The sequence below is a fragment of the Paenibacillus sp. KN14-4R genome (assembly GCF_052180255.1).
In the GTDB taxonomy this organism is placed as follows: domain Bacteria; phylum Bacillota; class Bacilli; order Paenibacillales; family NBRC-103111; genus Paenibacillus_AM.
Map to the genome: position 1 here is coordinate 2057285 of NZ_CP197466.1, position 26757 is coordinate 2084041.

At 41.6% G+C, this 26757-nt stretch carries 26 protein-coding genes; 23 read left to right on the forward strand and 3 right to left on the reverse strand.

What is annotated here, in order from left to right; translation table 11 throughout:
* The first annotated feature begins 137 nt into the window (after window positions 1-137).
* From nrdI to ACSBOP_RS09795, 13 genes are all read left to right on the forward strand, one after another.
* Window positions 138-518, forward strand: coding sequence for a class Ib ribonucleoside-diphosphate reductase assembly flavoprotein NrdI (gene nrdI / locus ACSBOP_RS09735; protein WP_442604212.1), 381 nt, complete (start codon window positions 138-140; stop codon window positions 516-518).
* A complete protein-coding gene (gene nrdE, locus ACSBOP_RS09740; protein ID WP_442604433.1) occupies window positions 490-2583 on the forward strand; it encodes a class 1b ribonucleoside-diphosphate reductase subunit alpha in 2094 nt (697 codons plus the stop codon). Before nrdI ends, nrdE begins: the two co-directional genes overlap by 29 nt.
* 13 nt (window positions 2584-2596) lie before the next feature.
* Window positions 2597-3592, forward strand: a complete 996-nt coding sequence (gene nrdF, locus ACSBOP_RS09745) for a class 1b ribonucleoside-diphosphate reductase subunit beta (RefSeq protein ID WP_442604213.1) — start codon at window positions 2597-2599, stop codon at window positions 3590-3592.
* Between the two features lie 155 nt (window positions 3593-3747).
* Window positions 3748-4617 carry a VOC family protein gene (locus ACSBOP_RS09750; protein ID WP_442604214.1) on the forward strand — a complete coding sequence of 290 codons (870 nt, stop codon included), beginning with the start codon at window positions 3748-3750 and terminating at the stop codon, window positions 4615-4617.
* 201 nt (window positions 4618-4818) lie between these two features.
* A complete protein-coding gene (locus tag ACSBOP_RS09755; RefSeq protein ID WP_442604215.1) occupies window positions 4819-5742 on the forward strand; it encodes a hypothetical protein in 924 nt (307 codons plus the stop codon).
* An 87-nt stretch (window positions 5743-5829) separates the two neighbouring features.
* Complete coding sequence (locus ACSBOP_RS09760; RefSeq protein WP_442604216.1) at window positions 5830-6567, forward strand: ABC transporter ATP-binding protein; 738 nt, start codon at window positions 5830-5832, stop codon at window positions 6565-6567.
* Window positions 6560-7306 carry an ABC transporter permease subunit gene (locus ACSBOP_RS09765; protein WP_442604217.1) on the forward strand — a complete coding sequence of 249 codons (747 nt, stop codon included), beginning with the start codon at window positions 6560-6562 and terminating at the stop codon, window positions 7304-7306. The genes ACSBOP_RS09760 and ACSBOP_RS09765 overlap by 8 nt, the downstream gene beginning before the upstream one ends.
* Window positions 7307-7321: 15 nt before the next feature.
* A complete protein-coding gene (locus ACSBOP_RS09770) occupies window positions 7322-8803 on the forward strand; it encodes an ATP-binding protein (RefSeq protein WP_442604218.1) in 1482 nt (493 codons plus the stop codon).
* Window positions 8800-9486, forward strand: coding sequence for a response regulator transcription factor (locus tag ACSBOP_RS09775; protein ID WP_442604219.1), 687 nt, complete (start codon window positions 8800-8802; stop codon window positions 9484-9486). The genes ACSBOP_RS09770 and ACSBOP_RS09775 overlap by 4 nt, the downstream gene beginning before the upstream one ends.
* A 226-nt stretch (window positions 9487-9712) precedes the next feature.
* On the forward strand, window positions 9713-11029 hold the full coding sequence (locus tag ACSBOP_RS09780) for a deoxyguanosinetriphosphate triphosphohydrolase family protein (RefSeq protein WP_442604220.1): 1317 nt from the start codon (window positions 9713-9715) through the stop codon (window positions 11027-11029).
* A 419-nt stretch (window positions 11030-11448) separates the two neighbouring features.
* Complete coding sequence (thrS, locus tag ACSBOP_RS09785; RefSeq protein ID WP_442604221.1) at window positions 11449-13365, forward strand: threonine--tRNA ligase; 1917 nt, start codon at window positions 11449-11451, stop codon at window positions 13363-13365.
* 68 nt (window positions 13366-13433) lie between these two features.
* Window positions 13434-13967, forward strand: a complete 534-nt coding sequence (locus tag ACSBOP_RS09790; protein WP_442604434.1) for a GNAT family N-acetyltransferase — start codon at window positions 13434-13436, stop codon at window positions 13965-13967.
* Window positions 13968-13971: 4 nt separating this feature from the next.
* Complete coding sequence (locus ACSBOP_RS09795) at window positions 13972-14484, forward strand: GNAT family N-acetyltransferase (RefSeq protein ID WP_442604222.1); 513 nt, start codon at window positions 13972-13974, stop codon at window positions 14482-14484.
* A gap of 71 nt (window positions 14485-14555) precedes the next feature.
* On the opposite strand, the gene ACSBOP_RS09800 is transcribed toward ACSBOP_RS09795, so the two are convergent.
* Window positions 14556-16031, reverse strand: a complete 1476-nt coding sequence (locus ACSBOP_RS09800) for a DHA2 family efflux MFS transporter permease subunit (protein WP_442604223.1) — start codon at window positions 16029-16031, stop codon at window positions 14556-14558.
* A 243-nt stretch (window positions 16032-16274) separates the two neighbouring features.
* Between ACSBOP_RS09800 and ACSBOP_RS09805 the strand changes: the two genes are divergently transcribed.
* Window positions 16275-16865, forward strand: coding sequence for a TetR/AcrR family transcriptional regulator (locus tag ACSBOP_RS09805; protein ID WP_442604224.1), 591 nt, complete (start codon window positions 16275-16277; stop codon window positions 16863-16865).
* A gap of 8 nt (window positions 16866-16873) precedes the next feature.
* On the opposite strand, the gene ACSBOP_RS09810 is transcribed toward ACSBOP_RS09805, so the two are convergent.
* Window positions 16874-17413, reverse strand: a complete 540-nt coding sequence (locus ACSBOP_RS09810) for a GNAT family N-acetyltransferase (RefSeq protein WP_442604225.1) — start codon at window positions 17411-17413, stop codon at window positions 16874-16876.
* A 243-nt stretch (window positions 17414-17656) separates the two neighbouring features.
* On the opposite strand from ACSBOP_RS09810, the gene ACSBOP_RS09815 reads away from it, so the two are divergent.
* The 8 genes from ACSBOP_RS09815 to ACSBOP_RS09850 all read left to right on the forward strand — a co-directional run bounded on the left by ACSBOP_RS09815 (window position 17657) and on the right by ACSBOP_RS09850 (window position 24880).
* Window positions 17657-18034 (forward strand): GntR family transcriptional regulator, encoded by a 378-nt coding sequence (locus ACSBOP_RS09815; RefSeq protein WP_442604226.1) that lies wholly within the window; start codon window positions 17657-17659, stop codon window positions 18032-18034.
* 11 nt (window positions 18035-18045) lie between these two features.
* Window positions 18046-18735, forward strand: a complete 690-nt coding sequence (locus ACSBOP_RS09820; protein WP_442604227.1) for an ABC transporter ATP-binding protein — start codon at window positions 18046-18048, stop codon at window positions 18733-18735.
* The gene (locus ACSBOP_RS09825; protein ID WP_442604228.1) at window positions 18732-19553 is read left to right on the forward strand and encodes a hypothetical protein; all 822 of its coding nucleotides are present in this window, start codon (window positions 18732-18734) and stop codon (window positions 19551-19553) included. Before ACSBOP_RS09820 ends, ACSBOP_RS09825 begins: the two co-directional genes overlap by 4 nt.
* 13 nt (window positions 19554-19566) lie before the next feature.
* Window positions 19567-20760: a hypothetical protein gene (locus tag ACSBOP_RS09830; protein WP_442604229.1), complete on the forward strand. Its 1194-nt coding sequence runs from the start codon at window positions 19567-19569 to the stop codon at window positions 20758-20760.
* A 196-nt stretch (window positions 20761-20956) separates the two neighbouring features.
* Window positions 20957-21436: a DUF6530 family protein gene (locus tag ACSBOP_RS09835; protein WP_442604230.1), complete on the forward strand. Its 480-nt coding sequence runs from the start codon at window positions 20957-20959 to the stop codon at window positions 21434-21436.
* A 1-nt stretch (window position 21437) separates the two neighbouring features.
* Window positions 21438-22646 (forward strand): MFS transporter, encoded by a 1209-nt coding sequence (locus tag ACSBOP_RS09840; protein WP_442604231.1) that lies wholly within the window; start codon window positions 21438-21440, stop codon window positions 22644-22646.
* A 24-nt stretch (window positions 22647-22670) separates the two neighbouring features.
* The gene (locus tag ACSBOP_RS09845; RefSeq protein ID WP_442604232.1) at window positions 22671-23807 is read left to right on the forward strand and encodes an AAA family ATPase; all 1137 of its coding nucleotides are present in this window, start codon (window positions 22671-22673) and stop codon (window positions 23805-23807) included.
* A 113-nt stretch (window positions 23808-23920) separates the two neighbouring features.
* Entirely contained in the window at window positions 23921-24880 is a 960-nt protein-coding gene (locus tag ACSBOP_RS09850; RefSeq protein ID WP_442604233.1) for a vWA domain-containing protein, read from the forward strand.
* A 9-nt stretch (window positions 24881-24889) separates the two neighbouring features.
* On the opposite strand, the gene xerS is transcribed toward ACSBOP_RS09850, so the two are convergent.
* Entirely contained in the window at window positions 24890-25969 is a 1080-nt protein-coding gene (gene xerS / locus ACSBOP_RS09855) for a tyrosine recombinase XerS (RefSeq protein WP_442604234.1), read from the reverse strand.
* A 147-nt stretch (window positions 25970-26116) separates the two neighbouring features.
* Here xerS and ACSBOP_RS09860 point away from each other — a divergent pair, with 147 nt between their 5' ends.
* Window positions 26117-26755: a YhbD family protein gene (locus tag ACSBOP_RS09860; protein WP_442604235.1), complete on the forward strand. Its 639-nt coding sequence runs from the start codon at window positions 26117-26119 to the stop codon at window positions 26753-26755.
* Window positions 26756-26757 lie beyond the last annotated feature (2 nt).

A 26757-nucleotide genomic window follows, 5' to 3' on the forward strand; every position in this document is an offset into this window, starting at 1 on the left:
TGGTAGGGATGGGAAGCCTATGCGACACTTCGCAGCTTGTGCATATACTGCATGCTGGGGTTTATTGTGTTGTCATCTTATCTCATCTTTCCGGGATGAGTTTTTTTGTGCCAAGATGGACAAGTAGGAGGTATCAAATGCTTATTGCATACGATTCAAAGACAGGTAATGTGAAGCGTTTTGTCAATAAACTTGATATAGAAAGTGTACAAGTTTCACCGGAACTAGATATTGAGGAGCCATTCATCCTCGTGACCTATACAACTGGATTTGGGCAAGCTCCGAAGTCAACAATGGATTTTTTAGCTGCAAAAGGGCATTTGCTCAGAGGAGTGGCAACCAGCGGCAACATGAATTGGGGATCAAGGTATGGACTTGCAGCTGATCATATCTCAGAGAAGTTCGACGTACCGCTTTTAATGAAATTTGAGCTTAGTGGTACGAACAAAGATGTTGAAAGATTCAAATGGGAGGTAAATCAAATTGTCCATGCAAATACCGAAGTGGATTCAGCTTAATAACGAAATTATGGTGCAGAAAGAGGGTAAGTTTCAGTTCGAGAAAGATCGTGAAGCAGCAAGAAGCTACTTTGTCGACTATGTGAATCAGAATACGGTCTTTTTCCATAATCTCGAAGAGAAGATTGATTACCTTATTGAGCACGAGTATTACGAAAAGGCTCTTTTTGACCGTTACAACTTTCAAGATATAAAAAAAGTTTATGAATTTGTATATAGCAAGAAATTTAGATTCCCTTCGTTCATGAGCGCATTTAAGTTCTATAACAACTATGCGATGAAAACGAATGACGATACAAAATTCCTTGAACGTTATGAAGATCGCATCGCGGTTGTATCCTTGTTCTTAGGACACGGCGATATAGAGAAAGTGATGCATTATGCAGACTTGCTAATTTCGCAAGAATACCAGCCGGCAACACCTACATTTTTGAATGCGGGTAAGAAACGTCGTGGTGAGCTGGTAAGCTGTTTCTTGCTTGAAATTAATGATTCGATGAACTCCATCGGGTTTGCAATCAACTCTGCTTTGCAGCTTAGTAAGATCGGTGGCGGTGTGAGTCTGAACTTAAGTAAAATTCGCGCATCGGATGAGCAAATTAAAGGTCTTGATGGTAAAGCAAGTGGTGTATTGCCGGTTATGAAACTGTTTGAAGATGCATTCTCCTATGCGAATCAGCTTGGCCAACGTGATGGCAGCGGTGTTGTATACTTGAACATTTTCCATGCAGACATTGAACCATTCTTGGATACGAAAAAAATCAATGCCGATGAAAAAACACGGATCAAAACGTTGTCCCTCGGCGTTGTTGCACCTAATAAATTTTTCGAACTTGTGGAAAAAGATAAAGATATGTACTTATTCTACCCACTTACCGTGTATAAGGAATATGGTATTCATCTCGATGATATGGATATCACGGAAATGTATGATGAACTGGTTAATAATCCAAATGTGCGTAAGAAAAAAATCGTGGCTCGCGAGCTCGTTACGAAGATTGCACAAACGCAGATGGAATCTGGTTACCCCTATATCATGTTCGTCGATAACGCGAATGAATATCATGCGCTGAAAGAAATCGGCCGCGTGAAATTCTCGAACTTATGCAGTGAAATTGCACAGCTAAGTGAAGTTTCTACAATCAACGATTACGATCAAGAAGATATTATTAACCGTGATATTTCTTGTAACCTGGGCTCCCTAAATATCGTGAATGTAATGAACAACAAGCGTATGCGGGAAACGGTTCATTATTCGATGGATGCATTGACAGAAGTAAGTGACCGCACGAATATTGCGATTATCCCATCTGTTGCTAAAGCAAATCGTGAATTGCACTCCGTAGGTCTTGGCGCGATGAACTTGCATGGTTACTTAGCCAATAACAAAATTGCGTATGAATCCAGAGAAGCGAAAGACTTTGTTCGTACATTCTTTATGATGTTAAATTTCTATTCTTTGGAACGCTCCATGTTGCTTGCTAAAGAAAAACAAGAGACATTCAAGGACTTTGAAAAGAGTGAGTACGCAAGCGGTAATTACTTTGACCGTTATATCGAAACTGACTTCTCACCCGTTACAGAGAAAGTTCAAGCACTGTTTGAAGGTCATGAAATTCCATCAACAGCAGATTGGATTCGCCTTAAAGAGCAAGTGGCTGAGCACGGGGTATATCATGCTTACCGTCTAGCTATCGCGCCTACAGGTTCGATCTCATACTTGCAATCTTCGACTGCCTCGATTGCTCCGATTACACAGAAGATCGAAGAGCGTGAATATGGGGATTCCAGAACAATTTATCCAATGCCTTTCTTGAGTGAAGAGAACTACTTCTACTACAAAGAAGCCTATGAGATGGATATGTTCAACCTCATTGATTTAGTGGCTGAGGTTCAAGTTCATATTGACCAAGCGATCTCGACGATCCTCTATGTCAAAGACGATCTAACGACGAGAGATTTAGCGAAATACTATATCTATGCACAAAAGAAAGGGCTAAAAACCCTTTATTATACACGCACGAAGAAGAAAACAATTGAAGAGTGTGTAAGTTGTGTCATTTAAGGGGAGCGAATCGATGAGCAAATTTGAAGCAGTCAATTGGAATGCGCCAGCAACGGATTATATCGAACTTTTGTGGACTCAGAACACTTCGCAATTTTGGTTGGATACGGAGATTCCAATTTCTAAAGATTTGAAATCGTGGTCCAAGATGAATGAAGATGAAAAGTTAGCCTATATGCGTGTACTGGGTGGATTGACTTTGCTAGATACCGAGCAAGGTAACGTGGGTATGCCCATGATCGCACAGCACGTGGAAGAGAAGCAAAAGAAAGCGATTCTGATTTTCCAAGCCGCGATGGAAGAAATTCATGCGAAGAGTTATAGTACGATTTTCACAACAGTTGCAAGTACAGAAATGATCAATGACACGTTTGAATGGGTCAAAGACAACAAACAATTGCAGCACAAGACAGCAATTATTGATGAGCTATATAAGAACATTCAAGTGGGAAATAAATTAAGCTTGTACAAAGCGATGGTAGCATCTGTATTCCTAGAGAGCTTTTTATTCTACTCCGGCTTCTTCTATCCCTTGTTCCTTGCGGGTCAAGGCAAGATGGTGGCAAGCGGCGAGATTATTAAGCTGATCATTCGGGATGAGAGTGTTCACGGTGTGTTTGTCGGCCTACTTGCGCAGGAAGAATTTAATCAATTGGATGCAAATGAGCAAGCAATCGCAACGAAATTCGTCTATGAGTTGTTAGAAGATCTGTATACGAATGAATTGGAGTACACAGAAAAGCTATATGATGCGATTGGACTTACACATGAAGTGAAGCAATACATTCGTTACAATGCCAATAAGGCGCTGATGAACCTAGGTTTAGAGCCCTATTACCCAGAAGAAGAAGTAAATCCAGTTGTCTTGAACGGTATTCGTACGGAGACAAGTACACACGATTTCTTCTCTACAAAAGGCAGCGGTTACCAAAAAGGAAAAGTTGAGCCTTTACAAGATAAGGACTTTGCTTTCTTGAATGATCGTGTAGCGGATTCAAAATTTAATTAAATTCATTTGCTGCTAGAAGCGGCATTATAAACCCTCCTTATGGCATGCATGCATAGGGAGGGTTTTTTTGCACAAAATAATAATATAAAAGTATATTTACTTACTAAAAGTAATTTGATATAATGATGTTATTAAACCAAGGGGGATAAACATTCATGAGTGATCATCAAATTCATCCAGGTACAGAGATCGGATATGTACGTTTAAAAGTAAGCAATTTAGAGAATTCTATAGCCTTTTATCGGGAAGTGATTGGTTTTCAAGTAAAAGAGCAGGAAGGTCTTGTCGCTTCGCTTACAGCCGCGGATGGTGTTCATCCATTATTAATTTTAGAAGAGGTTCCTGATGCGTTAATCATGCCTGAACCTCGACCAACGACAGGGTTGTTCCATTTTGCTATTTTATTACCTGAGAGAAATATGCTTGGCATCGCGCTACGTCATATGCTTGAGAAACGTATTGCACTGGGTCAGGCTGATCATTTAGTGAGTGAAGCGTTATATTTGAGTGATCCAGATAACAACGGAATCGAAATTTATTGGGATCGTCCTCGTGATGAATGGAAGCGTGATTCACGGGGTTCTATACAGATGACTACTGATCCGATTGATTGGGAAGGATTGATAGAAGAAGCGGGAGATACACCTTGGACTGGACTTCCAATTGGCACGAAGATCGGACACATGCACTTACAAGTGGCTAATATTGAGCAGGCAAAGCAGTTCTATTGCGATGTGATGGGGTTTGATGTGATTACGAATTATGGCAGTCGTGCATTGTTTATTTCTGCTGGTGGATACCACCACCATATTGGAATGAATACTTGGGCGGGTACAAATCTTCCAGAGGCGCCGTCTAACGCTACAGGACTTGATTATTACTCACTCGTCTTCTCCGATCAAGCAGCGCTTGAAGTAACCCTTACACGCTTACGTGAAGCCGGGATTGCTGTTGTTCAACAAAGTAAAGTTTGGTATGTTCAAGATTCTTCTGGAATATCCGTTTTATTAACAGTGAAAAGTTAAAGGGAAGCAGATCGATTTAAAAAGGGGCTCACTCCTCGAAGTAGAAAAATTTACTTCAGGAGTGCAGCTCCTTCTTTTATTCACATTTGATGACTTTTTGTTGATTTAATAAGAATTTAATAAATGCTTCACAAGGTTTTTAGTTTTACTGCCTATGATTGATCTTGTGAGTCAAATATCTTATTTTTCAGGAGGTAGAACATGAAGAAGAAATGGTTAATGCTAGGTGGAGCACTAGGTATTAGTAGCGTCATGATGATTACAACAGGAGTAAGTGCATTTGCGAGTACATCCGGGTATGACGCGTATAAATCTGCACTGAAGAACACAAGAACGATTCAAAATGTAGCTGTGCAGGCATCCGCTTCTTTGCAGGACAATGGCAATGTTCTTGCTAGCGCGGCAGGTAACTTCAAGATCAATCTAAACACGCAGACAGCGAGCGGTAGTGCGGATATGAATGTGAGTGGTGCAACACAGTCTGTTAACTTCTATAAGCTGAAAGATCAGACCGTACTTAAATCGAGTAGCAATGATACGTATTATGTCGAACAAGAACGCGACAAAGAAAAGAAAAAGAACGATGCAAAAGAAACGCTAGATCCGCAAATTTCGCAACAAGTTGAGACGGTTATTGATGCGCTAGTAGGGAACTTGAAGGATTACGTCGCTGTAGATGCGAAGACAGATGGTTCCAAGGAGATTACAGCTCAGCTGGATAATTCACAAATTCCAGCCGTTGTGAACGGGATCGCACCGATTATGATTAAACAAGCTTCCAATCATAAGCAAGATCGAGAGAAGAAAGATAACAATGCGAATGGACTTCCATTTAATGGCGATGTACTTCAAGCTGCGACACCTCAATTGACGCAAGATATTAAGATTGAGAAGGTTTCCTTCAATGCTAATATTAACGCTGACAATTATATTGAGCATCAAGAAGCTGACATCACGATTTCCGGTAAAGATGCTAGCGGTACAGCGCATCAAGTGACTGTACACCTGCAGGCAAACCTTTCGGGTTATAACACAACAACACCGGATTCGATAGATCTTTCTGGTAAAAAAGTTCAACAAATGGATAATCATCAACATGGTAAGTTTCATGGTGACAATAAATAATTGAAGTACCGATGACGGAACAGCAGCAGATAGGCTTTTACTCAGCGTCTATCTGTTGCATCACCATATGAAGGAGGAATCATCCAAATGGATCCGATATTAGAGACGCATCAACTTACGAAAGTATTCCGTAATAACAGAGGGATTCGAGATATCAGTCTGCAGTTAAATGCCGGTGATGTGTATGGATTACTTGGGCCGAATGGGGCAGGCAAGACAACATTTTTGAAGCTCATTACAGGTTTGATCCGTGCGGATCAAGGGAAGATTACACTTTTTAATGGAGACCTAATCGATCAATTTGAAGAGGGCATGCAGCATGTCGGCTGTATGATTGAATCAGCAGATTTTCATGATTTTATAACTGCATGGCAATATTTGAAGTTAGTTGGTCGATTCTATCCGAATATTACGGATCAACGAATTACGGAGGTATTAGAGGTTGTAGGCTTGATCCAAGTTCGCAAAGATAAAATCAAGAATTATTCGACCGGCATGAAGCAGAAATTAGCACTTGCTGCGGCTATTTTGCCGAATCCGAAGTTTGTTATTTTGGATGAACCTACGAACGGTCTGGACATTGAAGGCACGGTTATGTTTCGACGGCTTATTAAACAGTTGTCTGAGGAGCATGGAACCACATTCCTCATCTCTAGTCATATGATCCACGAACTGGAGCAACTATGTAATCGCGTGGGGATTATTGTCGATGGGCAATTGATTCAAGAAGGGTATGTATCTCATTTGTTGGAGAGCCAGCAATCGCTGGAACAATTCTATATTCACGAATTAGAATGCAGGAAAGGGGAGAAGGAAAGTGTATAAATGGAGGGTTGGGTTTATCAATGAACTATGGTTGCTCTTATATCGTAAGAAAATGATAGCATTCTTCGCATTCTCGATCATTCTTCCGATTCTGCTAGCCGTGTCACTTCACGCATTACAGCCTATATTGGGACTTGTAGCGGTTAGCCAATCCTTTCCGATTCAGATGTTAAGTATTTATACGGTGGTATGGATTCCCCTCTTCATCTTAACTATGACGGCAGATCTTTTTCCAAGTGAAGTGGCAACACGAACCTTGAAGCTTGCTTTCTTACGGCCAAATACGAGATTTCAAGTGTTCTGTGCGAAGGTTACAGCAATCGCTGTGGGGATTGGTGCGTTACTTGTATTATTAGGCGTGGTAACGTTAATTTGTAATGTATTTGCTGGTACAGCCCTTAGTTTCACAGAGGGAATTGGCGTATTGAAGGCCTATGCTGCTGCTTTCGTTGCGATGGTCGCGCTATCTGCTGTCTTTGTTTTTGTAGCTCAATTTTTCAAGAGTGCGAGTGGGTTTATGGTATCTGCCATTGTACTTTATGTGCTACTTAAAATTTCACCATTTCTACTGAGCGCCATGTCTACGTTCTCACCAGCTTCCTATACTGACTGGCATATGCTATGGATTAGTCATACCGTCGCGGTAGGTAAATTATGGTCCACCTCACTATACTTGTTATCCAGCTGTGTGTTGTTTTTTACTCTAGGTTACTATATATTTGATCGAAAAGAAGTGTAAACGGGGAATCTACCGATGTCGATTCGTATTAAGTTACTGCTCTCGTATGCAGCCATGTTAATTATTCCGCTAGTTATCACATTTTTCACAGCTATACTCTTGACTGTCGTATTTCGTGGTGATCTTCAGACCATCCGTGAGCAATATGGAGCAGGTGCCCATCGCATGTTTGAAGATCAACATGTGGAAGGCATATTGAAGGAGATGAAACGATCGGTTGAGAAGAATCCTTCCATTCTGTTCGATTCGAGTTACTTGTCTGATCTGGATCAGGAGTTGTTAGGGAATAAATCCAATTTGATTGTACGTAAGGATCAAAGGGTTATCTACACATCACCTTCATTGCAACACTCGGATATTCTGAATCATTTACCCGCATTTGAAGATTCAGGACATTTGGAGAGAGGTGAGGCAGAACACGTTGGGAAGGAGCTCATTTCGTTCGGCCACTTTGATTTTAGATTCGCTGACCAAACACCCGGCAGTGTCATTGTAATGACAACCTTGAATCCTTTGGTGAATTTTGCTCAGAAATTTTTCCCGATTCTCTTTATCACCAGTATTATTATTCTGATTCTGACGAATACATTACTGACGTATTTCGTATCTAGAAGTATCATACGACCTCTTACGAAGTTGAAGAATGCCATGAAACGTATTGAAGCAGGCGATTTGGAATTTCAAGTTGAACCGACGAGTAGGGATGAGATCGGGGAGCTTAGTGTTGCCTTCGAACAAATGCGAAACCAGCTGCAGCATTCGATTCATACGCAAATCCAATATGAAGAGAATCGAAAAGAACTTATATCGAACATATCCCATGATCTTAGAACTCCTTTAACTGCGATCAGAGGGTATGTTGATGGTCTGGGAGACGGAATTGCAGACACACAGGAGAAAAGACAGAAATACATCGATATCATATCTTCCAAAGCAGAAGAGATGGACCACTTGATCGATGAGCTATTCTTATATTCCAAACTGGATTTGAACCGATTGCCATTTCAATTTGAAATCGTTGATTTTCACGTATTTTTATTGGATTTATCGGAAGAACTTGAATTTGATCTCGGCAAACAAGGTGTCCATTATTCATCGAATATTACATTAGAACCGGAGACCTATGTGTTGGTCGATCGAGACAAACTTAAGCGGGTATTCGCGAATATTATTGATAATGGATTAAAGTATATGGACAAAACGGAGAAAACGATTCATTTAACGGCTTTTATGACAAAAGATGACGTTGTTATTCAGTTGAAGGATAATGGCCAGGGAATAGAACCAGACGCACTGCCGTTTGTATTCGAACGGTTTTATCGCGCAGATCTATCACGAAACAGTCACACGGGGGGAAGCGGGCTTGGCCTCGCGATTACCAAACAAATTATGGATGGTCATGAAGGCACGATTCAAGCAGATAGTACGGTTGGTGAGAGTACATGTATTACAATGACCTTACCTCGGAGAAATCATAAAGTTGGTGACCAACAATGAAGCAAGTTCTAATTGTAGAAGATGAGAAAGTCATTGCGGAGCTGGAAAGAGATTATTTAGAGGTTCATGGTTTTAAAGTAGATATCGCGACGGATGGCGAGTCGGGGTTAAAGCTAGGGATGAGCGGGGAGTACGATTTAATTATTTTGGATTTGATGCTTCCACGAATCAATGGTTTTGATGTCTGTAGACAAATTCGTGAGAAGCATAATGTACCTATTCTAATGGTTACTGCGAAGAAAGAAGATATCGATGTGATTCGTGGTTTAGGTCTTGGAGCAGATGACTATATTACCAAACCATTCAAACCGGGTGAATTGGTTGCAAGGGTGAAAGCCCATTTAGCTAGGTATGAGCGACTGATTGGTAGCAAGGAAAATAAAGAAGAGATCCGCATTCACGGCCTCTTGATCGATTATGGATCACGAAGAGTATTTGTACATGATCAAGAGGTGATACTTACGGCGAAGGAGTTCGATTTACTATATTTTCTAGCCTTAAATCCCAACCGTGTCTTCAGCAAAGATCAATTGTTCGAGAAATTATGGGGAATGGATGCGCTAGGCGACTCACAGACAGTAACTGTCCATATCCGGAAACTAAGAGAGAAAATTGAGATAGATGCATCCAAAGCCCAATACATTGAGACGTTATGGGGCGCAGGGTATCGATTTCGATTGTAAAGAGAACAGATCTTCTTGGTAGGAATCCAAGCGAAGATCTGTTTTTGTTTTATTGGATGGTTGTCATGATTATGCTTATCCTTGGAAACGCTAAGTTAGTGCGGGATGCTGCAGACATGCATGTATAATATTTGATCCAAGATGAAAGGTTCGTACGTGCATTTACAGCATGTGATATAATATTGGATTAATACGAACTACTACACACGTAAAATGAGGGATTACAATGAACATACGTAAATTACGATTATTCGATACAGGCAATATGCATTCAAGTGAAGACCGAGATGAAATTGAAAAGGATTATGCGCGTTTAATTCAATCGCCATCATTCAGACGGCTGCAAGGGAAATCCCAAGTGTTTGGTGCGGGGAGTGGCGATTATTATCGGACAAGACTGACCCATTCCCTTGAAGTTTCTCAAATTGCCAGAGAAGTCGCGAGAAAGCTAGGTAAGAATTATGCCTTCTTGGAAAAAAAAGAACATCCAGGACTCATGATTCAACCAGAGGTTGTTGAGATTGCGGCACTAGCTCATGACTTGGGGCATCCACCTTTTGGACATAAAGGGGAAGAAGTACTTAATGACTTGCTAACAGCACAATTTGGGCAATTTTATGAAGGGAATGCACAAAATTTTCGCATATTAATGTTTTTGGAAAAGCGTGCGGGCAGCGGAAGTGGTCTTGATCTGAGTGCGTCTGTTTTATTGTCCATTAATAAATATCCTTGTTGCTTAGATGCACCCGGCAGATTAAAGGGAGTGTATGCAGCGGAATGGGAAGGCATTAACTACTTGCGTGAAGCTTGGAGAATGCCCAAAGATTGCGCAACTCTTGAAGCGCAGCTCATGGATTTGTGCGATGACATTGCCTATTCCACGCATGATATTGAAGATGGTATTCGAGCAGGTAAAATCCAAATGACCCGTAGTTTCCTTGAGGATGAACGTTTGATTGCACACCTAAGTCAAGAAATTATCGAAGATCAAGGTAATTCCCATATAGCTTGGGATGAGATCGATGTGACCGCGATGGTCAAGCAAGTACTGGATCAATATTTGCAGCAGTGGGAAGCGATCTATGCGGAGTGTGATTTGGAAGTATCTCGCACAAGACGAGAGATGAAAGCACAATGGGTGAGTAAATTTGCGCAGCATGTAGGGATTATTGATGATCCTGCTACAGGTTGGAAAAAAGTTACGCTAGTTCGTGAGGGGAAGCAGGACTTGGAGTTGCTTCGTACAATGGAAATTTTGAAAAAACTAGCTTGGGTGACACTTGTGAAAGATTTCCGTGTGCAGCGCTTGCAAAAACGCAGTGAAATCATGTTGCAGCGCTTGTGGGAGAGCTTTATTCATTATGAAACAGGTCGTCTTATTCTTCCACCAGATTGGATCGAGAGTTACGAGCAAAATAAGGGGAATTGGCCGTGGGAACGGCTTGTGGCCGATTACATCTCGGGAATGACAGATGCTTATGCGGAGAAAGTATATATGGAGTTATTCGCCAGCAGATCAGGCTCGATCTATGAGCTGGATTAATTCTTAATGAAACATTTTTGCAAAAAAAACCTTGACCCGCAAATAGAGTAGGACTATAATCATAAACCAAGAACCAAATAATGGCTTTGATCTAAGACATGATTCATGTTACGGACTGCACAGAGAGAGAAGTGATTGGTGCAAGCTTCTCCTGATTCGAATATGATATTACCCCTTAGTAGCCGTGATGTTGAACCCAGAGTACTTGCTTTGGTTGTAAGCCTCACCGTCCCATCCTCGATAACGGATGCTGATTAAGGACGCTGCATGTGCGTGGTTTGGTGCGATTGCCCAAGCACGAACGAATGCAGGTCGAATTAGGGTGGAACCACGAGCTTGAACGCACTCGTCCCTTGGGAAGAGATGCGTTTTTTTGCGTTCAAATTTTGGGTTACACACATCGGACTGGAGGGTTAAATATGGGAATTCAAGTATCATTATTAGGTGGAGAAGTTCGGGGATTTGAGCGGGGTACAACAATTGAGCAGGTGGCGGCATCCATTAGTACAGGACTTCGCAAAAATGCCATCGCAGGTAAAATTAACGGTCAGCTTGTTGATTTACAGCACGAGATTACAGAGGATTGCCAAGTTGAAATCGTGGTGCTCGATAGTAAAGACGGTTTGGAAATCTATCGTCACAGCACAGCACATTTGATGGCGCAAGCGATTGTTCGTATATTTGGGCAGCAGTCCGTTAAGCTAGGGATCGGACCTGTAATTGAAGATGGATTTTACTACGATATTGATATCGATAAGCCATTGTCGACAGATGATTTAGCGAATATTGAAAAAGAAATGCAGCAGATCGTAAAAGAAAACCACCCGATTGTTCGCTGCGAGGTGAGTCGTGAAAATGCAATTGATCGTTTTACAAACTTGAATGAGAACTTGAAACTGGAGATTATTCAAGATTTGCCGGTGGATGCAACACTTTCCCTTTATACACAAGGTGAATTTACGGATTTATGCCGTGGACCCCATCTTCCGTCAACAGGTGCAATCAAAGCATTTAAGCTAACGAATGTCGCGGGAGCTTATTGGCGTGGCGATGCAAAGAATAAAATGCTGCAGCGCATTTATGGAACTGCTTTTCCGAAGAAATCACAACTAGAAGATCATTTAGCAATGCTAGAAGAAGCAAAGAAACGTGACCATCGAAAGTTAGGTAAAGAGTTAGGGCTGTTCATGTTCTCGGAAGAAGCACCTGGTATGCCGTTCTATTTACCGAAGGGAATGGCGATGCGCACGGAGCTAGAGAACTTCTCACGTGAGCTGCAAGTGAAGCAAGATTATGATGAGGTAAAAACACCATTAATGATGAATCAACGTTTGTGGGAGCAGTCGGGACATTGGGATCATTATCGCGAGAACATGTATTTTACAGATGTAGATGATACAAAGTTCGCTTTGAAACCAATGAACTGCCCAGGACACATGCTGGTTTATAAAAATAGCCTGCACTCGTACCGCGAACTACCGATTCGTATCTCGGAATTTGGTCAAGTGCATCGTCACGAATTCTCAGGCGCACTTAATGGCATGATGCGTGTACGTACTTTTTGCCAAGATGATGCTCATATCTTCGTGCGTCCGGATCAAATTGAAGAAGAAATTGGTCGAGTGATTGCGCTAATCGATCAGATTTATCAAGTGTTCGGGTTTGAATATAAGATAGAGCTTTCAACTCGCCCAGAAGATTCACTCGGATCCGCTGAGCTTTGGGAGCAGGCGGAAAATGCCCTACAAAGTGTACTCGATCGACGCGGTGTAGAGTACCGATTGAACCCGGGGGATGGGGCATTTTACGGACCGAAGATTGATTTTCACATTTTTGATGCGCTTAAGCGCAGTTGGCAGTGTGGTACAATCCAGCTTGATTTCCAGATGCCTGAGAAGTTCGATTTGAACTACATTGGTGAGGACAATCAGAAGCATCGACCTGTCGTTATTCACCGAGCAGTGTACGGCTCTATTGATCGTTTTATGGGAATCTTGACTGAACATTATGCAGGGGCGTTCCCGCTATGGATGGCACCGGTTCAAGCGAAGATCTTGCCGGTATCGGAGAATTACATCGACTACGCACTGCAAGTTAAACAATCCTTAGAGGATGCAGGTATTCGTGTAGAAGTTGACATTCGTAATGAGAAGCTCGGATACAAAATAAGGGAAGCCCAACTTGAGAAAGTTCCTTACATGCTTGTTCTGGGTGAAAATGAGAAAAATGCAAATGCGGTTGCTATTCGTAAACGCGGCGAGGGCGATCAAGGAACAAAAGAGATCATGGAGTTCGTCGTACAAGTTAAGGAAGAAATCGCAACGAAGAAAGCTTGACATCTTATATCTTCATGGTACAATCTACCATATTCTACAAGGACGAGGAGTGATCTGAAGTGAAAGAAATGACGATACGACCGATTCAAATTAGTGATGCTGCGGGGTTTCAACGGATTTGTACGCAAGATGCCGTCCTTACGAATATGCTTTTTCTTCCGAGTCTGCGTATAGATGTTATGGAGAATAGGATCCGTAATTTGGGCACAAATCAATATGAGTTCGTTGCTGAAATTGAGGGTAAAGTAGTCGGGTTTGTTGGGTTAGTGCAAGGGCAAAATGCACGTCGCTCGCATACTGGCGATTTATATCTCGGCGTAGATAGTGACCATCATAGGCAGGGAATTGGGTTAGCACTAATGTCCAAGATATTGGAATTAGCTGATGATTGGCTCATGCTAGAACGTGTGGAATTAGGTGTCCTCGCTACGAATCCAGGAGCAAAGGCATTATATGAAAAATTAGGGTTCACTGTTGAAGGTGTAAAAAAAGGAAGTATTAAATCGCTTGGCAGATTTGTGGACGAAATTGCCATGTGCAGATTGCGTCCCAATGGACAAATCGTGACGCAGCAAGAAATCGGAGTAACCAATGGGGGATAAATCAATGATACGTGTACAAACGGTACAACCTGAGGAATTCGAAGTTTTTTGGGCATTGCGTTTAGAGGCTTTGCAAAATAACCCTGAAGCATTTGGTTCAACATATGAGGAATCTGTCAAAACTCCGCTAGCTGACGTGAAGAATAGACTGAATAACGATGAAAATAGCTTTGTAGTAGGAGCTTATACAGATGAAGGTAAGCTCATCGGTATGTTCGGTTTCAAGCGTGAGCAGGGTTTGAAAAGTAAGCATAAAGGATTCATCTGGGGCGTATATGTGAAGCCTGAGTATAGAGGTGAAGGGATCGCTAGAATGTTGTTAGAGGATGTTATTCGCAGATCAAAAGCGCTAGAGGATTTAAGGCAGATTAACTTAGCCGTTGTTACGACGAATGTATCCGCAAAGCGTTTGTATCAAAGTGTAGGCTTTGAGACGATTGGTCTTGAAAAGTGTGCGCTGTTCATGGATGGTCAATATTATGATGAAGAACTCATGACATTATTTTTAAACTCATAATAAAAAAGGTTAATGCAAGTAGGTGTAAATCTACAGGCATTAACCTTCTTTTTATATCAAATGTCTTTCGCTTAGTGAATTGTCATTTGCGGCTGAGGTGCTCCGTTGGAATCCCCTTGTGGTTGCTTTTTTGGTTTAGTAAGTAATAATGCGAGTATCATTCCAAATGCGCCAACAGCGATCAAGACGAAGAATGTATCCCCGAATGAGGCAGCCCAGGTTTTAATAGTAGGCATTTCATTAGGTATTGCATGTTCCTTCATTCGGCTAGCAAGGATGGTTGTTAAGCCAGCAACAGCAAAGGCACCAACGACTTGTTGCAAGGCATTAATTAATGAGGTTACACGACTGACGAGATTTTGTGGTGCACATTTCATCAAGTGTGTTTGTAAAGGCATCATTGAAAATCCCATTCCCGCACCCAGTAGAATTAAAGGAATTATCATCATGATGATGCCACCATCAGCCGAGATTTGGGAGAGTAAATAAGCAGCAACGGTTACAAGTCCCATTCCTATAATGACGAGTGGTCGTGCACCAACTTTATCCGATAAACGACCGCTTATTGGCATCGTTAATCCAGCAGCTAGCGCTTGCGGAAGCATAATTAAACCTGTATCAAAAGCACTGTAACCTTTAGCTTGCTGCAAAAACAGAGGTACTAAGAACATCGTTCCGAACAATGCAATTTGAGTAATCCATTGGATTATAATCGCACGTGTGAAATTCCATGATCCGAAGACCCGAAGCTCAAGCAGTGGCTGCCTTTGGCTAAGCTCAACGATGATGAATAGAAGCAGGGCAGCAGCTCCAATGCCAAGACCGAGTATTGTTTTGAGTGAGGACCAGTCACTTGCGCCTTCACTTATTCCATAACATAATGCGGCAAAAGCAAGAGGCGCCAGCATCATACCCAACAGATCAAGTGCAGGTACACTTTGACGGCCCATCTTAGGTAATTTTCGCATTCCAATGAGAAGACCAATGAGACCAATCGGGATATTGATTAAGAAGATCCAAGTCCAATTCACGTAATCAACCAAGTATCCAGCTAATATGGGTCCGAGTGCAGGTGCGAGTAGAATTGGAATTCCCATCATGCCCATAACTGCACCGACTTTATCTGGCGGGCTGATTCGATAGATAAATGCCATCGCAATTGGCATAACCATACCACCGCCAATACCTTGAATAATCCGGTAAGTAATGAGCTGCGTAATGTCAGTTGCAAGGGCACAGAGCAAAGAGCCAATTGTGAAGAAGGTAAGTGAAATGAGGAAAATATTTTTGGGACCGAACCGATCAGATAGCCAACCTGCGAGTGGGATAACAGCAGCTTGTGCTAGCGCATACCCCATCACCGTCCATTGTACAACGGCATAGGAGCTGTTGAAATCTTTAACGAATCCTGGAAGTGCGACATTCACAGCCGTTCCATCCAGAATGACCATGAACATGCCAATAATGATCGTGATAAGAGGTGCTAATATTTCTTTAATCGTCTTCGGTGATTCTTGAATTACTTGATGTGTGGATGCAGATGACATTCTCCAAACCTCCCAATAATCTCTATTGTATCTTCGGACGTCTAGCTGACTCTGCAGTGATGTCTTATTCGGCAATCCCATCATTGACCCATTCTTTGAGGGAGGGTTACAATAAAATGGTAAAGCTTGTTGTGTGATTTATGGAAAAAAATGTTATGTGGTCCGATTCACAATTAATTTACCGGACAATTGTCCGGTTGTCAATACGAACACCGTGTTAATTTTAATTAAGAGGTGTAAGGGATGTTAAAGCGAACAGAAAGACGCGATGCGGCTGAGCATCGACGGATTATTTTACAAAAAGCAGAAGAGTTATTTATGAAATGCGGCGTAAACCAAGTCAGTATGCATCAAATTGCGAAGTCTGCGGGAGTTGGGCAGGGTACGCTGTACAGGCGATATTCGAATAAAAGTGACTTGTGTCTGGATTTGGTGCTCGAAAGCTATAAAAGCCTTCATGCGAAATTTGAACAATTCCTAAAGGAATCGAATGAGATGCTAGCTGAAGAACGATTGGAGCGCATCATTACAGAATGGGTGGACTTTGTTGAAGTGACTAATGAGTGGATGGGGACGACACGAGATTTAAATTACACGGAAGGTGTCAACTTCTTCGCATCCCCCATTTATACGACGATGCATACAACAATATGTGAATTACTAGAAGAGCTAAGACAGCAAAAAGGTCTTGAAGCAAGGGATCACGCATTCATTGCGGATTCGATCATCAATGCAACAGGACCTAGTATGTTCCAATTGTATCGGGGAGAACGAAAATACACTGCTGCACAATATAAACAAAGTCTTATACAGCTTGTACGCATGTGTACATAAGAAAGTGTCTAATCATTGGGGTTAATAATAGCAAGTACTTGATGATCTTCCCACTTATTATTAATGAGAACATTCTTCACAGCTAAACCTTCTTTATGGAATCCTGCTTTTTCAAGTACGCGCATGGAGCCGAGATTATGTGGCATAACTCCAGCTTCTATTCGATGTAACTTTAATTCATTGAATGCGTAATCAACCATTAGCTTCACAGCTTCAGTCATATAGCCCTTGCCATTCACTTCTTTATCTAAAAAATATCCGATAAATGCACTCTGCAGGGGACCTCTTATAACTTGAAACAGTTGAACATTACCTATCAAACGATCACTTTCATTGGAAAAGATACCGAAGAAATAGGCACTATCATTCTTGCGTCGTTCCAGATGTACTTCAATTCGTTCGAGATGATACGCTAAGGAATAAAAATTAGGTTCTCGGGTAATTGAATAGGTTTCGAAAAAATGCTTATTATGTAGATGTAATTCGAGATTTTCTGCAGCATCTTCTTGTTGTAGGAACCTTAAATAAATGTGTTTTCCCTTTAACATGATATTTAGTGCACCTCGCATTCAAATGATAGATTGGATCTTAAATTCACATCTTATTTTAGTATAAAAAGGGACAATATTACAATTTTATATAAAAGTATTTAGATTTTAAAAGTTTATATGTTGACAAGAATTGTGTATTAAGGGTATAGTACACACATGGCGTATGAACCACTTAGTACATACACTAGGAGTGGATGGTGAGACACCTAATTACAAAGAAAGAAAATAGGAGATGGGCCGATGAACGTTGCATTTAACAATCGCGATCCCGTGTATTTGCAAGTTGTCCGTTATTTCAAGGAAGAGATCGCAACAGGAAGATTGGCCGGGGGACAAGAAATTCCATCCCGCAGGGAGCTTGCCGGATTGCTCCAGATTAACCCGAATACCGCGCAGCGTGCGTACAAAGAAATGGAGGAACAAAAGTTGATTACGACTGAAGGTAATTCACCCAGCAGGATTACGACAGATGAGGCGGTTCTGAAATCGATCCGGCATGAACTTTTACGTGAAGCAGTCGATGTTTTTGTTGGTTCTGTTATGAAAATTGCTGTACCTGTGGAGGAATTGCTCGGACTAGTCAAAGAGAAATATGAGTCGGAACGGTCTAAAGGATAGGAGGTTGCCGAATGATTGAGGTTAAATCGATAAGTAAAAAATATAAGAGAAAAAGAGTGCTGGACGAAGTATCGTTTACAGCAGAAAAAGGTCAGATCACATGTCTCGTCGGAATTAATGGTGTAGGGAAGTCAACGATCATGAAGGCAATCATGGGCCTCATTCCCTTATTCAATGGTCAAATTTTAATTGATGGTCAACCCGTGGATAAACGTATTTATGAAAAAGTATCGTTCATTCCTGACACGATCACAATGCCTCCGAACTTAAAAATACGTGAAGCGATGCAATTTATGAAAGATTTTTATGTGAATTGGAACCAGAAGCGTGCGCTTGAAATGCTGGATTTCTTTAAACTTAAAGCGGAAGACCGAATTGGGGATCTATCAAAAGGGAATGCGGCCAAAACCAACTTGATGCTTGGTTTGGCGCTTGATGCGGATTATATCCTGATGGATGAACCTTTCTCGGGGATTGATATTTTTAGTCGAGAACAGATCACAAATGTATTTACGAGTCATCTGATTGAAGATCGTGGGGTTATTATTACGACGCATGAAATTCATGACATTGAGCATTTAATCGACAAGGTTGTCATGTTGGATGAAGGTAGAGTAGTGAAGGAATTTAATACGGAGGATATACGTATGGAGGAAGGCAAATCCGTCGTTGATGTCATGAGAGAGGTGTATCGACCATGAATCGCTTTTGGAAACTTCTCGAATGGGAAATCAATCGGTTTAGTAAGTTGTTCTTGGCTTTATGCTCATTGGCAGTCGTATTGCAATTTACGGGCGTTTACGTAATAGCAAGAGGTGAGACAAGAAGGCTTTATCGTATGATCAATGAACAAGGGGTATCATTAGAGTCAGCAGGTACTCTCCAAATAGGCTCATTTACGAGAAGTTTGTGGTTTTTGGGTCCAATTGCACTGTGTGCTGTTGTGCTCATCTTGTATGTGTTCTTCATCTGGTATCGGGAATGGTGGGGAAAGAATACGTTTGCTTATCGATTACTGATGCTGCCAACTTCAAGAATGAATGTATACTTGGCAAAGTTCGGAGCAATCGTTCTGTTTACACTTGGTTTTATTGGTCTACAAATCGTGATCTTAGTCTTACTTAATCTATCATTTAATATGCTAGTGCCTGATGAACTATTAAGTAAGTTATCGTTACAAGAGATCATAAGGGAACATCGAGAATTAAATCTTTTGTTTCCTAGAAACTTCTTGGACTTCCTTAATAACTATGGAACAGGGTTCATGAGTATCCTTATCGTATTTACAGCGATTATATTGGAGCGGAGTTTCCGTTGGAAAGGGATGGCAGCTGGTATTGGATATGTAGTGGGAGTAAGCCTACTATGCTTGCTACCTTTAATCGTCAGTGAGATATGGATTCCAGATTATTTTTATAATATCGAAGTATTCCTGATGGGAGTTGCTGCCCGTGCTGCGGTTATAGGAGTCTCACTCTGGCTGAGTGCTTACTTGCTTCGTAACAAAATATCTGTCTAAGGAGGTGCAGCATATGATGCGATACTGGAAGACGACCGTGCTAACCACAGTATCTGTACTGTGCCTGGGCACTTATTATATAACAACTTCAAGTCCAAAACCTGATTATTATATCCAAACCGTTAGTGGTGATGAGAAAGCAGCTGCCTCAATTGAGGTTAAAGGAGCAAATAATCAAGATGCATTAACAATTAATCTCGAAGGAAGCAAGTACCGTGCTAATTCCTTCTTACAATCACAAGATGATCATATGGAGTATAATAACAAAACGTTGAATGATATGTTTTTCGCACATGATTCCTTTATGAGAGGTAAGCGGAATTCGAATGAGTTCTGCGAAAATGAAAAATTCATCGGACATGCGAGAATGAAGCCGAAGCCAAACACGAGTGATCTGGAATACCTATTTACGATATCGATTTATGAAAAGGCAAATAAACAAAGTTCGTCCTTTGAAGTGATTATACCCAAAAAGAATATGAATCAGCATAGTTACTGGGTGGAGCATGTATGGTTTGATGGACAGACGATTAAAGTGATTACAATTGAAAATCGTAAAAAAGATAGCGAGAGAGAAGTTCATTTGTACACGTTTAGCTTGGAAAAGAAATCTTTATTGAATGAGCAATTGATGGGTCAACCTATTCAGAATAACAACGGCTATATCAGAGAAGGCATCTATGAGCAAGACAGGAATAAACCCCAACGTTTTGTCATTTATCAAGGACATTTATCCGAACAAGGTAATTCATCTAGAAGTGAGCTTTATGTGTATGATTTGCAGAATGGTACATCTGAACAGATTAAAGACGAGAAGATCAAGGAGTACTTAGCAAATAATCAAAATGAGTCAATGGTTGTAACTCTAAATGGAGACGAGATTATTTTAGTTCTGGCAAAGGGAAAGGAAAAGGATTCCCGTATTCTCCGATATCATCTTCTAGAGAAAAAGGTTAAAGGCGAATTTATTTTGAAACACGAGGATTCACAGACATCCGTTAATCAATACATCGATGTTGTCATTAAAGACAATCAGATATTTTTGCTGAGTATTGGTTTCCAACAAGAGCGCTGGGCTCCTATCGTTCATGTTATTGATTTAAATACAGGACTCAATGTATATAAGGGTTACATTAATCAAAAGATTGAGAAAGAATCAGATCGCCAGAAAAATTATATGTGGGGCAATCTTAGGTTCAGTTCTTAATACTGGAATAAAAGATGAATTACCAAAAGACCAAGTAACCGATCATTCGGTACTTGGTCTTTTTTAACATTAGAGGGGGGGTATCCTGGTACAAAAAATGGATTAATAACAAATTGACTAATGATGAATTATAAGATACGATGATTTAGTAATTTAGTAAGTTAGTAATTTAGTAAATGAAAAGAGGGGGAAAATAATGAAAATACCTACTACCTTGAAGCATAAACCTGTTGTCGTGTCCGAAAATTATGAGCAGGTTGACGGCAGAACTGCCAGAAACACAGATGCGAAAGGTCTTTCCTTGGGATTGGCCCAATGGAACGATAGAGGAAAGGTCGATATTTCGGCCAAAGTATGGAGATATACGGGAGAAAAATGGTCCAGACAATCGGAAGAGCTGCCTCTCCATCGCGTTATTGATTTATCCATTCTCATTTGTCGGTCCTTATCGCATTTTCGCGAAGCTTACAGATACGAGCATCTATATGATCCGCAAAATCCCGTTATCGACCGAATTGGACTACAAGGGGATGCCATGACTGTGGCAATATGTACAGATAATGACAAAATCAATGAAGATATCAAGCTGTTCAATCAAGCTCTAAGTGATGACGGTGAGATGATCGGTGAACGGCTGCGTACGTTATCAAGAATTTTAAAAGATATGGGGTATTAACGTGCTCTCCAATCGATACGTTCGAACCGTCATCCTGTCCCGGGTGCTGCTGCAGCTAGGAATCTGGATTCGAAATTATGCCGTCCTTCTTTATGTTACAGAATTGACGAATAATAGTCCGGTTTATGTATCACTGATTTCGGTTGCGGAATTCGCTCCAATCTTTCTATTCGGCCTTATTGGTGGGACCTTTGCTGACCGATGGCTGCCGAAACGGACAATGGTATGGAGCGATCTGCTGTCTTCCTTGTCCGTTGTAGCTGTGCTGCTTGCCATCATGAATGGTGGATGGATTGCACTTCTCATCGGATCATTTGTTTCCGCCAGCTTGTCTCAGTTTTCTCAGCCTTCAGCCATGAAACTTTACAAGCGGCATGTGCCAAGTGAACAACTGCAGGGCGTAATGGCGATGTCCCAAACTGTAGTCGCTGTCTTTACCGTTTTGGGTCCGGTCATCGGCACGTTTATTTTCATACAGTTTGGAATTAACGTATCTCTGATCCTAACGGCAGCTCTGTTCCTTGGGTCTTCACTTGTATTATCGTCGCTTCCCCGTGACGAGGAGGAACCGAAGTCTGGGGATGCCGGCGGCTTCATAAAGGAGCTGACGGCCGGAATGCGGTATATCGGGTCCAATCAATCCTTAAGAACGCTAAGCTTAACTTTCGCGGCTGTCGGATTGGCTGCAGGACTGACTCAGCCGCTTCAGATCTTCATTGCCATCGAGAAATTGGGACGGGATAAACAATTTCTTCAGTGGTTGGTTATGACCAATGGGATAGCCATGTTGGCAGGCGGCGTTGCCATCATAGGAATAGCCAAAAAGGTAAAGCCGCAGCTGCTGCTCATGGTAGGCTTGCTTGTCAGCGCCGTCTGTACGATCGGAATAGGAGCGTCTACAATGATTTGGCTGACATTCGTCCTTTTGGCGATCAGCGGTTTGTTCTACCCCTGCATTCAAGGGGGTATCCAGACGCTTATTATACGGAACACGGAAGGAGCATTTATCGGCCGAGTATCCGGAGCGATCACTCCTGTTTTTATGGGGATGATGGTGATTGGTATGTTCATATCCGGCTATTTGAAGGATACGTTTTCTCTGCTGGTGGTGTATGCGGTGAGTGGTAGTCTGATTATTGCCGGTGCACTTGTACTAATCCCTCTTATTGCCCGGAAAAAAAGCAAAGCTGAGAGTGGCCCATCATTATAAAACTCTTCGGAAAGGAGAAATATCATGAATGACCCTGAATATGTTTTGTCACCCGCAAGACAATTGACTGATGCTGAAAAAGAACTTGTGTGGTTAAAGCCGTTATCTCATAAAGTCAGCGAAGAAGAACGGCGCATTTGTAAAGAAATAAAACGTAATTGGAATCGCGGGGAAATGAAAATCACTAATATTTTGCTGGAGGGTGATGCCGGTTCCGGCAAAACCCAACTAGCTAAAGCATTGTCGGCTAATTTCGGACTGCCGTATACGAAAGTAACCTGTTTTGCCGATATGGATAAATCGGATATTATGGGGGCTATCTTGCCAGTTATATCCTCCGAAAGATTAAAGAAGTTGGACGCAGATGACCAAGAGGCTTTGAAGGCATTATATGAAAGCGATGGCTTTCACAGCGCAACTGAAGTATTGATGGACGTTCTGGGGGTTACGCAGGAGATAGCTGCCTTAAAAATGAAGCACATACTGAAGCTGGCTGCGGAAAATACCGAGGGTGAAGCAGTGGAGTATCGGTTCTATCCTTCTGAAATTGTGCGGGCCTATCAGAAAGGATATCTTTTGGAAATCCAAGAACCCAACGTCATTCGCGATGCCGCGGTGTTAATGGCGCTAAATTCGGCATTAGAGCTGGATGGGAGCATCAACCTTCCTACAGAAATCATACGCAGACACCCAGACTTTATAGCGGTCATTACAACCAACCGCAGTTATGCAGGGTCTAGACCGCTAAACGAAGCACTGCGTGACAGGGTTCAGCATACGGAAAAGATGGACCTACCAACCAAAGAAGTCATGATTGAACGTGCAATGGCTAAAACCAGTTATGAGAATGAGCAAGTTCTGGACACTTTTGCAGATGCCATTATTGTTCTGGACAAAACAGCTCGAGCTAATGCGATTAAAGGCGTGGCAGGCATGCGTTCTTATTTCTACTGGGTAGATGCGGTGGCTGGAGGTGCTTCTGGAATTGAATCTCTGTATCATAAAGTCATCTACAAGATCACAACTGATTCCGAGGAAATTAAAATATTGGAAGAAGCACTTAAACAACAGGGTTTGTTGGAAAGAATGGATGAAGTTGAGATTGGATTAAAAAAAAACAAATTTTTGACACCGTCGAAATCCGAACATGGGGGAAAATAGACGCCCCCAATTTTGACCATGACAATAATAAAGAGGAAGCCGGTATCGCATTTAAAAAATTATCTGAAAGCGACGAAAGCTCATCTGATGGTGATTCCGATGATTCCAAACATATGGAAAGTTCGGATTTGGGGGAGAATGGTTCTCCTAAGGTTCATCAGGCAAATCCTGATCTCATGTCAGAGGATGCCAAACAAAAAGAGCGTGATTTCCGTAAAAAGCTGAATCGAGATGTACGGCAGGTTGTGTCCGAATCGATTCATAAGGGTGTAAAGCTGATCGTTCACCGTCCGGATTACGTTCTTGAAAGTAAGCAGGAGTACGTCAGCCTAAGTAAGGAGCTTATGCCTGTCGTACAGGAAATAGCCAGAAAAACGCTACCGTTGTTGGAACAGGAGACTTCTTCTGAATTTGCAAGGTATCATTATTATGGCAGCAAGTTTCAGGCAGATAGCATTGCTTATCAGGATTACAGGTATTTTGCCAAGAAACGCCCTCCAACCGAATCCCCTTCACTTGTGGTCGGTCTGAGGGTCGATGAATCAGCATCGATGGCTGCTTTTGGAAGATTGGAGGCGGCAAAGCGCGCAGTGATTGCGGTATATGAATTTTGTCAAATTTGCAATATTCCCATATTGATCTATGGTGATACTGCGGATGTTTCCAAAATGGAGCAAATGTCTATTTTTGCATATACCGACTTTCATAAAACCGATCCAAATGATCGATTCAGACTGATGGGAATTCGCCCTAGGAGTAATAATCGGGACGGAATGGCGCTTCGAATTATGGCCGAACGGTTAGCTGTTTCACCGCAAGAGACAAAGCTATTGATTAGCATAAGTGACGGGCAGCCCAAAGCAATGGACGACTATACCGGAAGTTATGCGGCCCAAGACATGCAGATGACAATATCCGAGTACGAACGAAAAGGATTAACATTTCTAGCAGCCGCCATTGGCCAAGATAAGGATGTAATTAGTCATATCTATGGAAAAGAGAGATTTTTAGATATTACAAATCTAAATGATTTTCCTGGGAAGTTAGTTCGAATAATTTCTCGATATTTGTAACTCACCAATCTATTCCTTCCGGTTATCAATCGCCTCTGCCATCGTCTTATCCGTGAGATGCGCATAGATTTGAGTGGTGTCGGGGGAAGCGTGGCCGAGCTGTTCTTGTGTTTTGTACAAATCGTTCTGTAAGTAGTAGTCAGTTGCGAACGAGTGGCGCAGCTTATGTACGGTTAAATACGGTTTGCCGAACCGCTTAGCATATTTCATGACCATCTCTTGGATGGCACGTTTGGACATCATTTGCCCTTGTTTCTTGCCATTGGGGATGGTGAGGAACAAGGCTTTTTCCTTTTTAGGGGGCAAATATTGGGTCTCGCGAATTGATAAGTAATGGGATAGGTCATCTAATGCATCTTGGCGAAAGAAGACACGTGTCTTGAATGTGCCTTCATTATTTCCTTTACGGTACACATACACGGTCTGTTTCTTCATATCTAGATCATCTAAGGTCAGATTAGTCGTCTCTGACACACGCAGCCCCGAATGTAGAATGAGAGAAACAATACATGCATCACGCGTCTTATTGAGCTGATGAGCGTAGTGCGCCTGCTTGTTATCCACAACATCTGAACCATAGCCTTCACGTATGTAATTGATAAACTCCGTAATTTCATGCTCCTGCAGCAGCTTGCCCTCAAGCTTAGAGGCGATATCTTTTGATTTGTTCGTGCGACGTATCTCTACCTTGGCCATTACATTACGTTTAAGCAGGGGGTAGAAGTTCTCATCCTCGGCAATTTGGCTTAAATAATGGAACAAAGAACGAAGTGAAGAGAGCTTGCGTGTGATCGTGATTTTCGCATTAGGCATCTCTTTTTTCGTGGATAAGTAGGAACGGAATGTATCGATACTGTCCATATGAAGTTTTTCTAAATCTGCCAATGGAATATCTCGAATAGTACGTGCAGCAGTTAGCCCTTCCTGACGCAGCCAGCCCAAGAAGGTATCGTAATCTCGGACATATTCAAGTAACGAGGAAGGGGATAAATCGGGCAGTTTATGATGAATGAATTTATCTACATACCACGGCATGTGTACGAGCCTCTGATCTAATTCTTCACGATCGCGAATTTTCTGTATGTTCATATCAGGTCCTCCGTAACATTTCAAATAACGCTATACAAGCTAAATTATAGCAAAAAGAACTCGATTATGCTCTGTTTCGCACTAAATCCACCCATTTACAGTGTAACAGTGTTATGTTACAATCATTTTGAAGAAGGGGGGATATATATGGAGCAAGATCTCATTTCTAAAAAGGATCTGCTTGAACGAACTGAAATTTCATATGGTCAATTGTATCGATGGAAACGTAAGAACTTGATCCCTGAAGAGTGGTTTATTAGAAAATCAACATTTACTGGGCAAGAAACCTTCTTTCCGAAAAATAAAATTCTCGCTCGTATTGATAAAATAAAGAACATGAAGGACGATTTATCGTTAGATGCACTTGCAGATGTGTTTTCCCCGATAACAGGGGACATGGTTCTAACGAAAGAACAGTTAATAAAACGAAACATTGTTCTATCATCATCTTTAGATTTTTACACGAAACAGAACGGGAAAGTGGATTCGTTTTCTTTTACTCAGATACTGATTATGTATGTGCTTGATTATTTACTCCAGACTGGCGAAATTAATCTAGAAGAAGGTAGCCTATTAATTCAGACACTGAATGATCACCTGCCTCAAATTGAAGGGAAATCGTGTGAGCTTTTACTTATTCGAAAAATGGGGGTTTCGTCATTCTTACTCATTGTTAGCCCCAGCGAGTGGTATTTTGAACGCAGTGTGAAGGTTGTAGTCCGTATGAATTTAAGCGGATGTATGGAGGAATTGAAAATGAAATTAAATCAAGTGGAGGGGATATAACG

Bases quoted from the DNA above. Each gene is read 5' to 3' on its own strand.
- ACSBOP_RS09830 (WP_442604229.1), top strand. From the start codon at position 19,567: ATGATGCGATACTGGAAGACGACCGTGCTAACCACAGTATCTGTACTG.
- ACSBOP_RS09820 (WP_442604227.1), top strand. From the start codon at position 18,046: ATGATTGAGGTTAAATCGATAAGTAAAAAATATAAGAGAAAAAGAGTG.
- ACSBOP_RS09835 (WP_442604230.1), top strand. From the start codon at position 20,957: ATGAAAATACCTACTACCTTGAAGCATAAACCTGTTGTCGTGTCCGAA.
- ACSBOP_RS09780 (WP_442604220.1), top strand. From the start codon at position 9,713: ATGAACATACGTAAATTACGATTATTCGATACAGGCAATATGCATTCA.
- ACSBOP_RS09850 (WP_442604233.1), top strand. From the start codon at position 23,921: ATGGAAAGTTCGGATTTGGGGGAGAATGGTTCTCCTAAGGTTCATCAG.
- nrdF (WP_442604213.1), top strand. From the start codon at position 2,597: ATGAGCAAATTTGAAGCAGTCAATTGGAATGCGCCAGCAACGGATTAT.
- ACSBOP_RS09810 (WP_442604225.1), bottom strand. From the start codon at position 17,413: ATGTTAAAGGGAAAACACATTTATTTAAGGTTCCTACAACAAGAAGAT.
- ACSBOP_RS09860 (WP_442604235.1), top strand. From the start codon at position 26,117: ATGGAGCAAGATCTCATTTCTAAAAAGGATCTGCTTGAACGAACTGAA.
- ACSBOP_RS09815 (WP_442604226.1), top strand. From the start codon at position 17,657: ATGAACGTTGCATTTAACAATCGCGATCCCGTGTATTTGCAAGTTGTC.
- ACSBOP_RS09800 (WP_442604223.1), bottom strand. From the start codon at position 16,031: ATGTCATCTGCATCCACACATCAAGTAATTCAAGAATCACCGAAGACG.
- ACSBOP_RS09750 (WP_442604214.1), top strand. From the start codon at position 3,748: ATGAGTGATCATCAAATTCATCCAGGTACAGAGATCGGATATGTACGT.
- ACSBOP_RS09845 (WP_442604232.1), top strand. From the start codon at position 22,671: ATGAATGACCCTGAATATGTTTTGTCACCCGCAAGACAATTGACTGAT.
- ACSBOP_RS09825 (WP_442604228.1), top strand. From the start codon at position 18,732: ATGAATCGCTTTTGGAAACTTCTCGAATGGGAAATCAATCGGTTTAGT.
- ACSBOP_RS09795 (WP_442604222.1), top strand. From the start codon at position 13,972: ATGATACGTGTACAAACGGTACAACCTGAGGAATTCGAAGTTTTTTGG.
- thrS (WP_442604221.1), top strand. From the start codon at position 11,449: ATGGGAATTCAAGTATCATTATTAGGTGGAGAAGTTCGGGGATTTGAG.
- xerS (WP_442604234.1), bottom strand. From the start codon at position 25,969: ATGAACATACAGAAAATTCGCGATCGTGAAGAATTAGATCAGAGGCTC.
- ACSBOP_RS09775 (WP_442604219.1), top strand. From the start codon at position 8,800: ATGAAGCAAGTTCTAATTGTAGAAGATGAGAAAGTCATTGCGGAGCTG.
- ACSBOP_RS09790 (WP_442604434.1), top strand. From the start codon at position 13,434: ATGACGATACGACCGATTCAAATTAGTGATGCTGCGGGGTTTCAACGG.
- ACSBOP_RS09755 (WP_442604215.1), top strand. From the start codon at position 4,819: ATGAAGAAGAAATGGTTAATGCTAGGTGGAGCACTAGGTATTAGTAGC.
- nrdE (WP_442604433.1), top strand. From the start codon at position 490: ATGCAAATACCGAAGTGGATTCAGCTTAATAACGAAATTATGGTGCAG.
- ACSBOP_RS09760 (WP_442604216.1), top strand. From the start codon at position 5,830: ATGGATCCGATATTAGAGACGCATCAACTTACGAAAGTATTCCGTAAT.
- ACSBOP_RS09770 (WP_442604218.1), top strand. From the start codon at position 7,322: ATGTCGATTCGTATTAAGTTACTGCTCTCGTATGCAGCCATGTTAATT.
- nrdI (WP_442604212.1), top strand. From the start codon at position 138: ATGCTTATTGCATACGATTCAAAGACAGGTAATGTGAAGCGTTTTGTC.
- ACSBOP_RS09805 (WP_442604224.1), top strand. From the start codon at position 16,275: ATGTTAAAGCGAACAGAAAGACGCGATGCGGCTGAGCATCGACGGATT.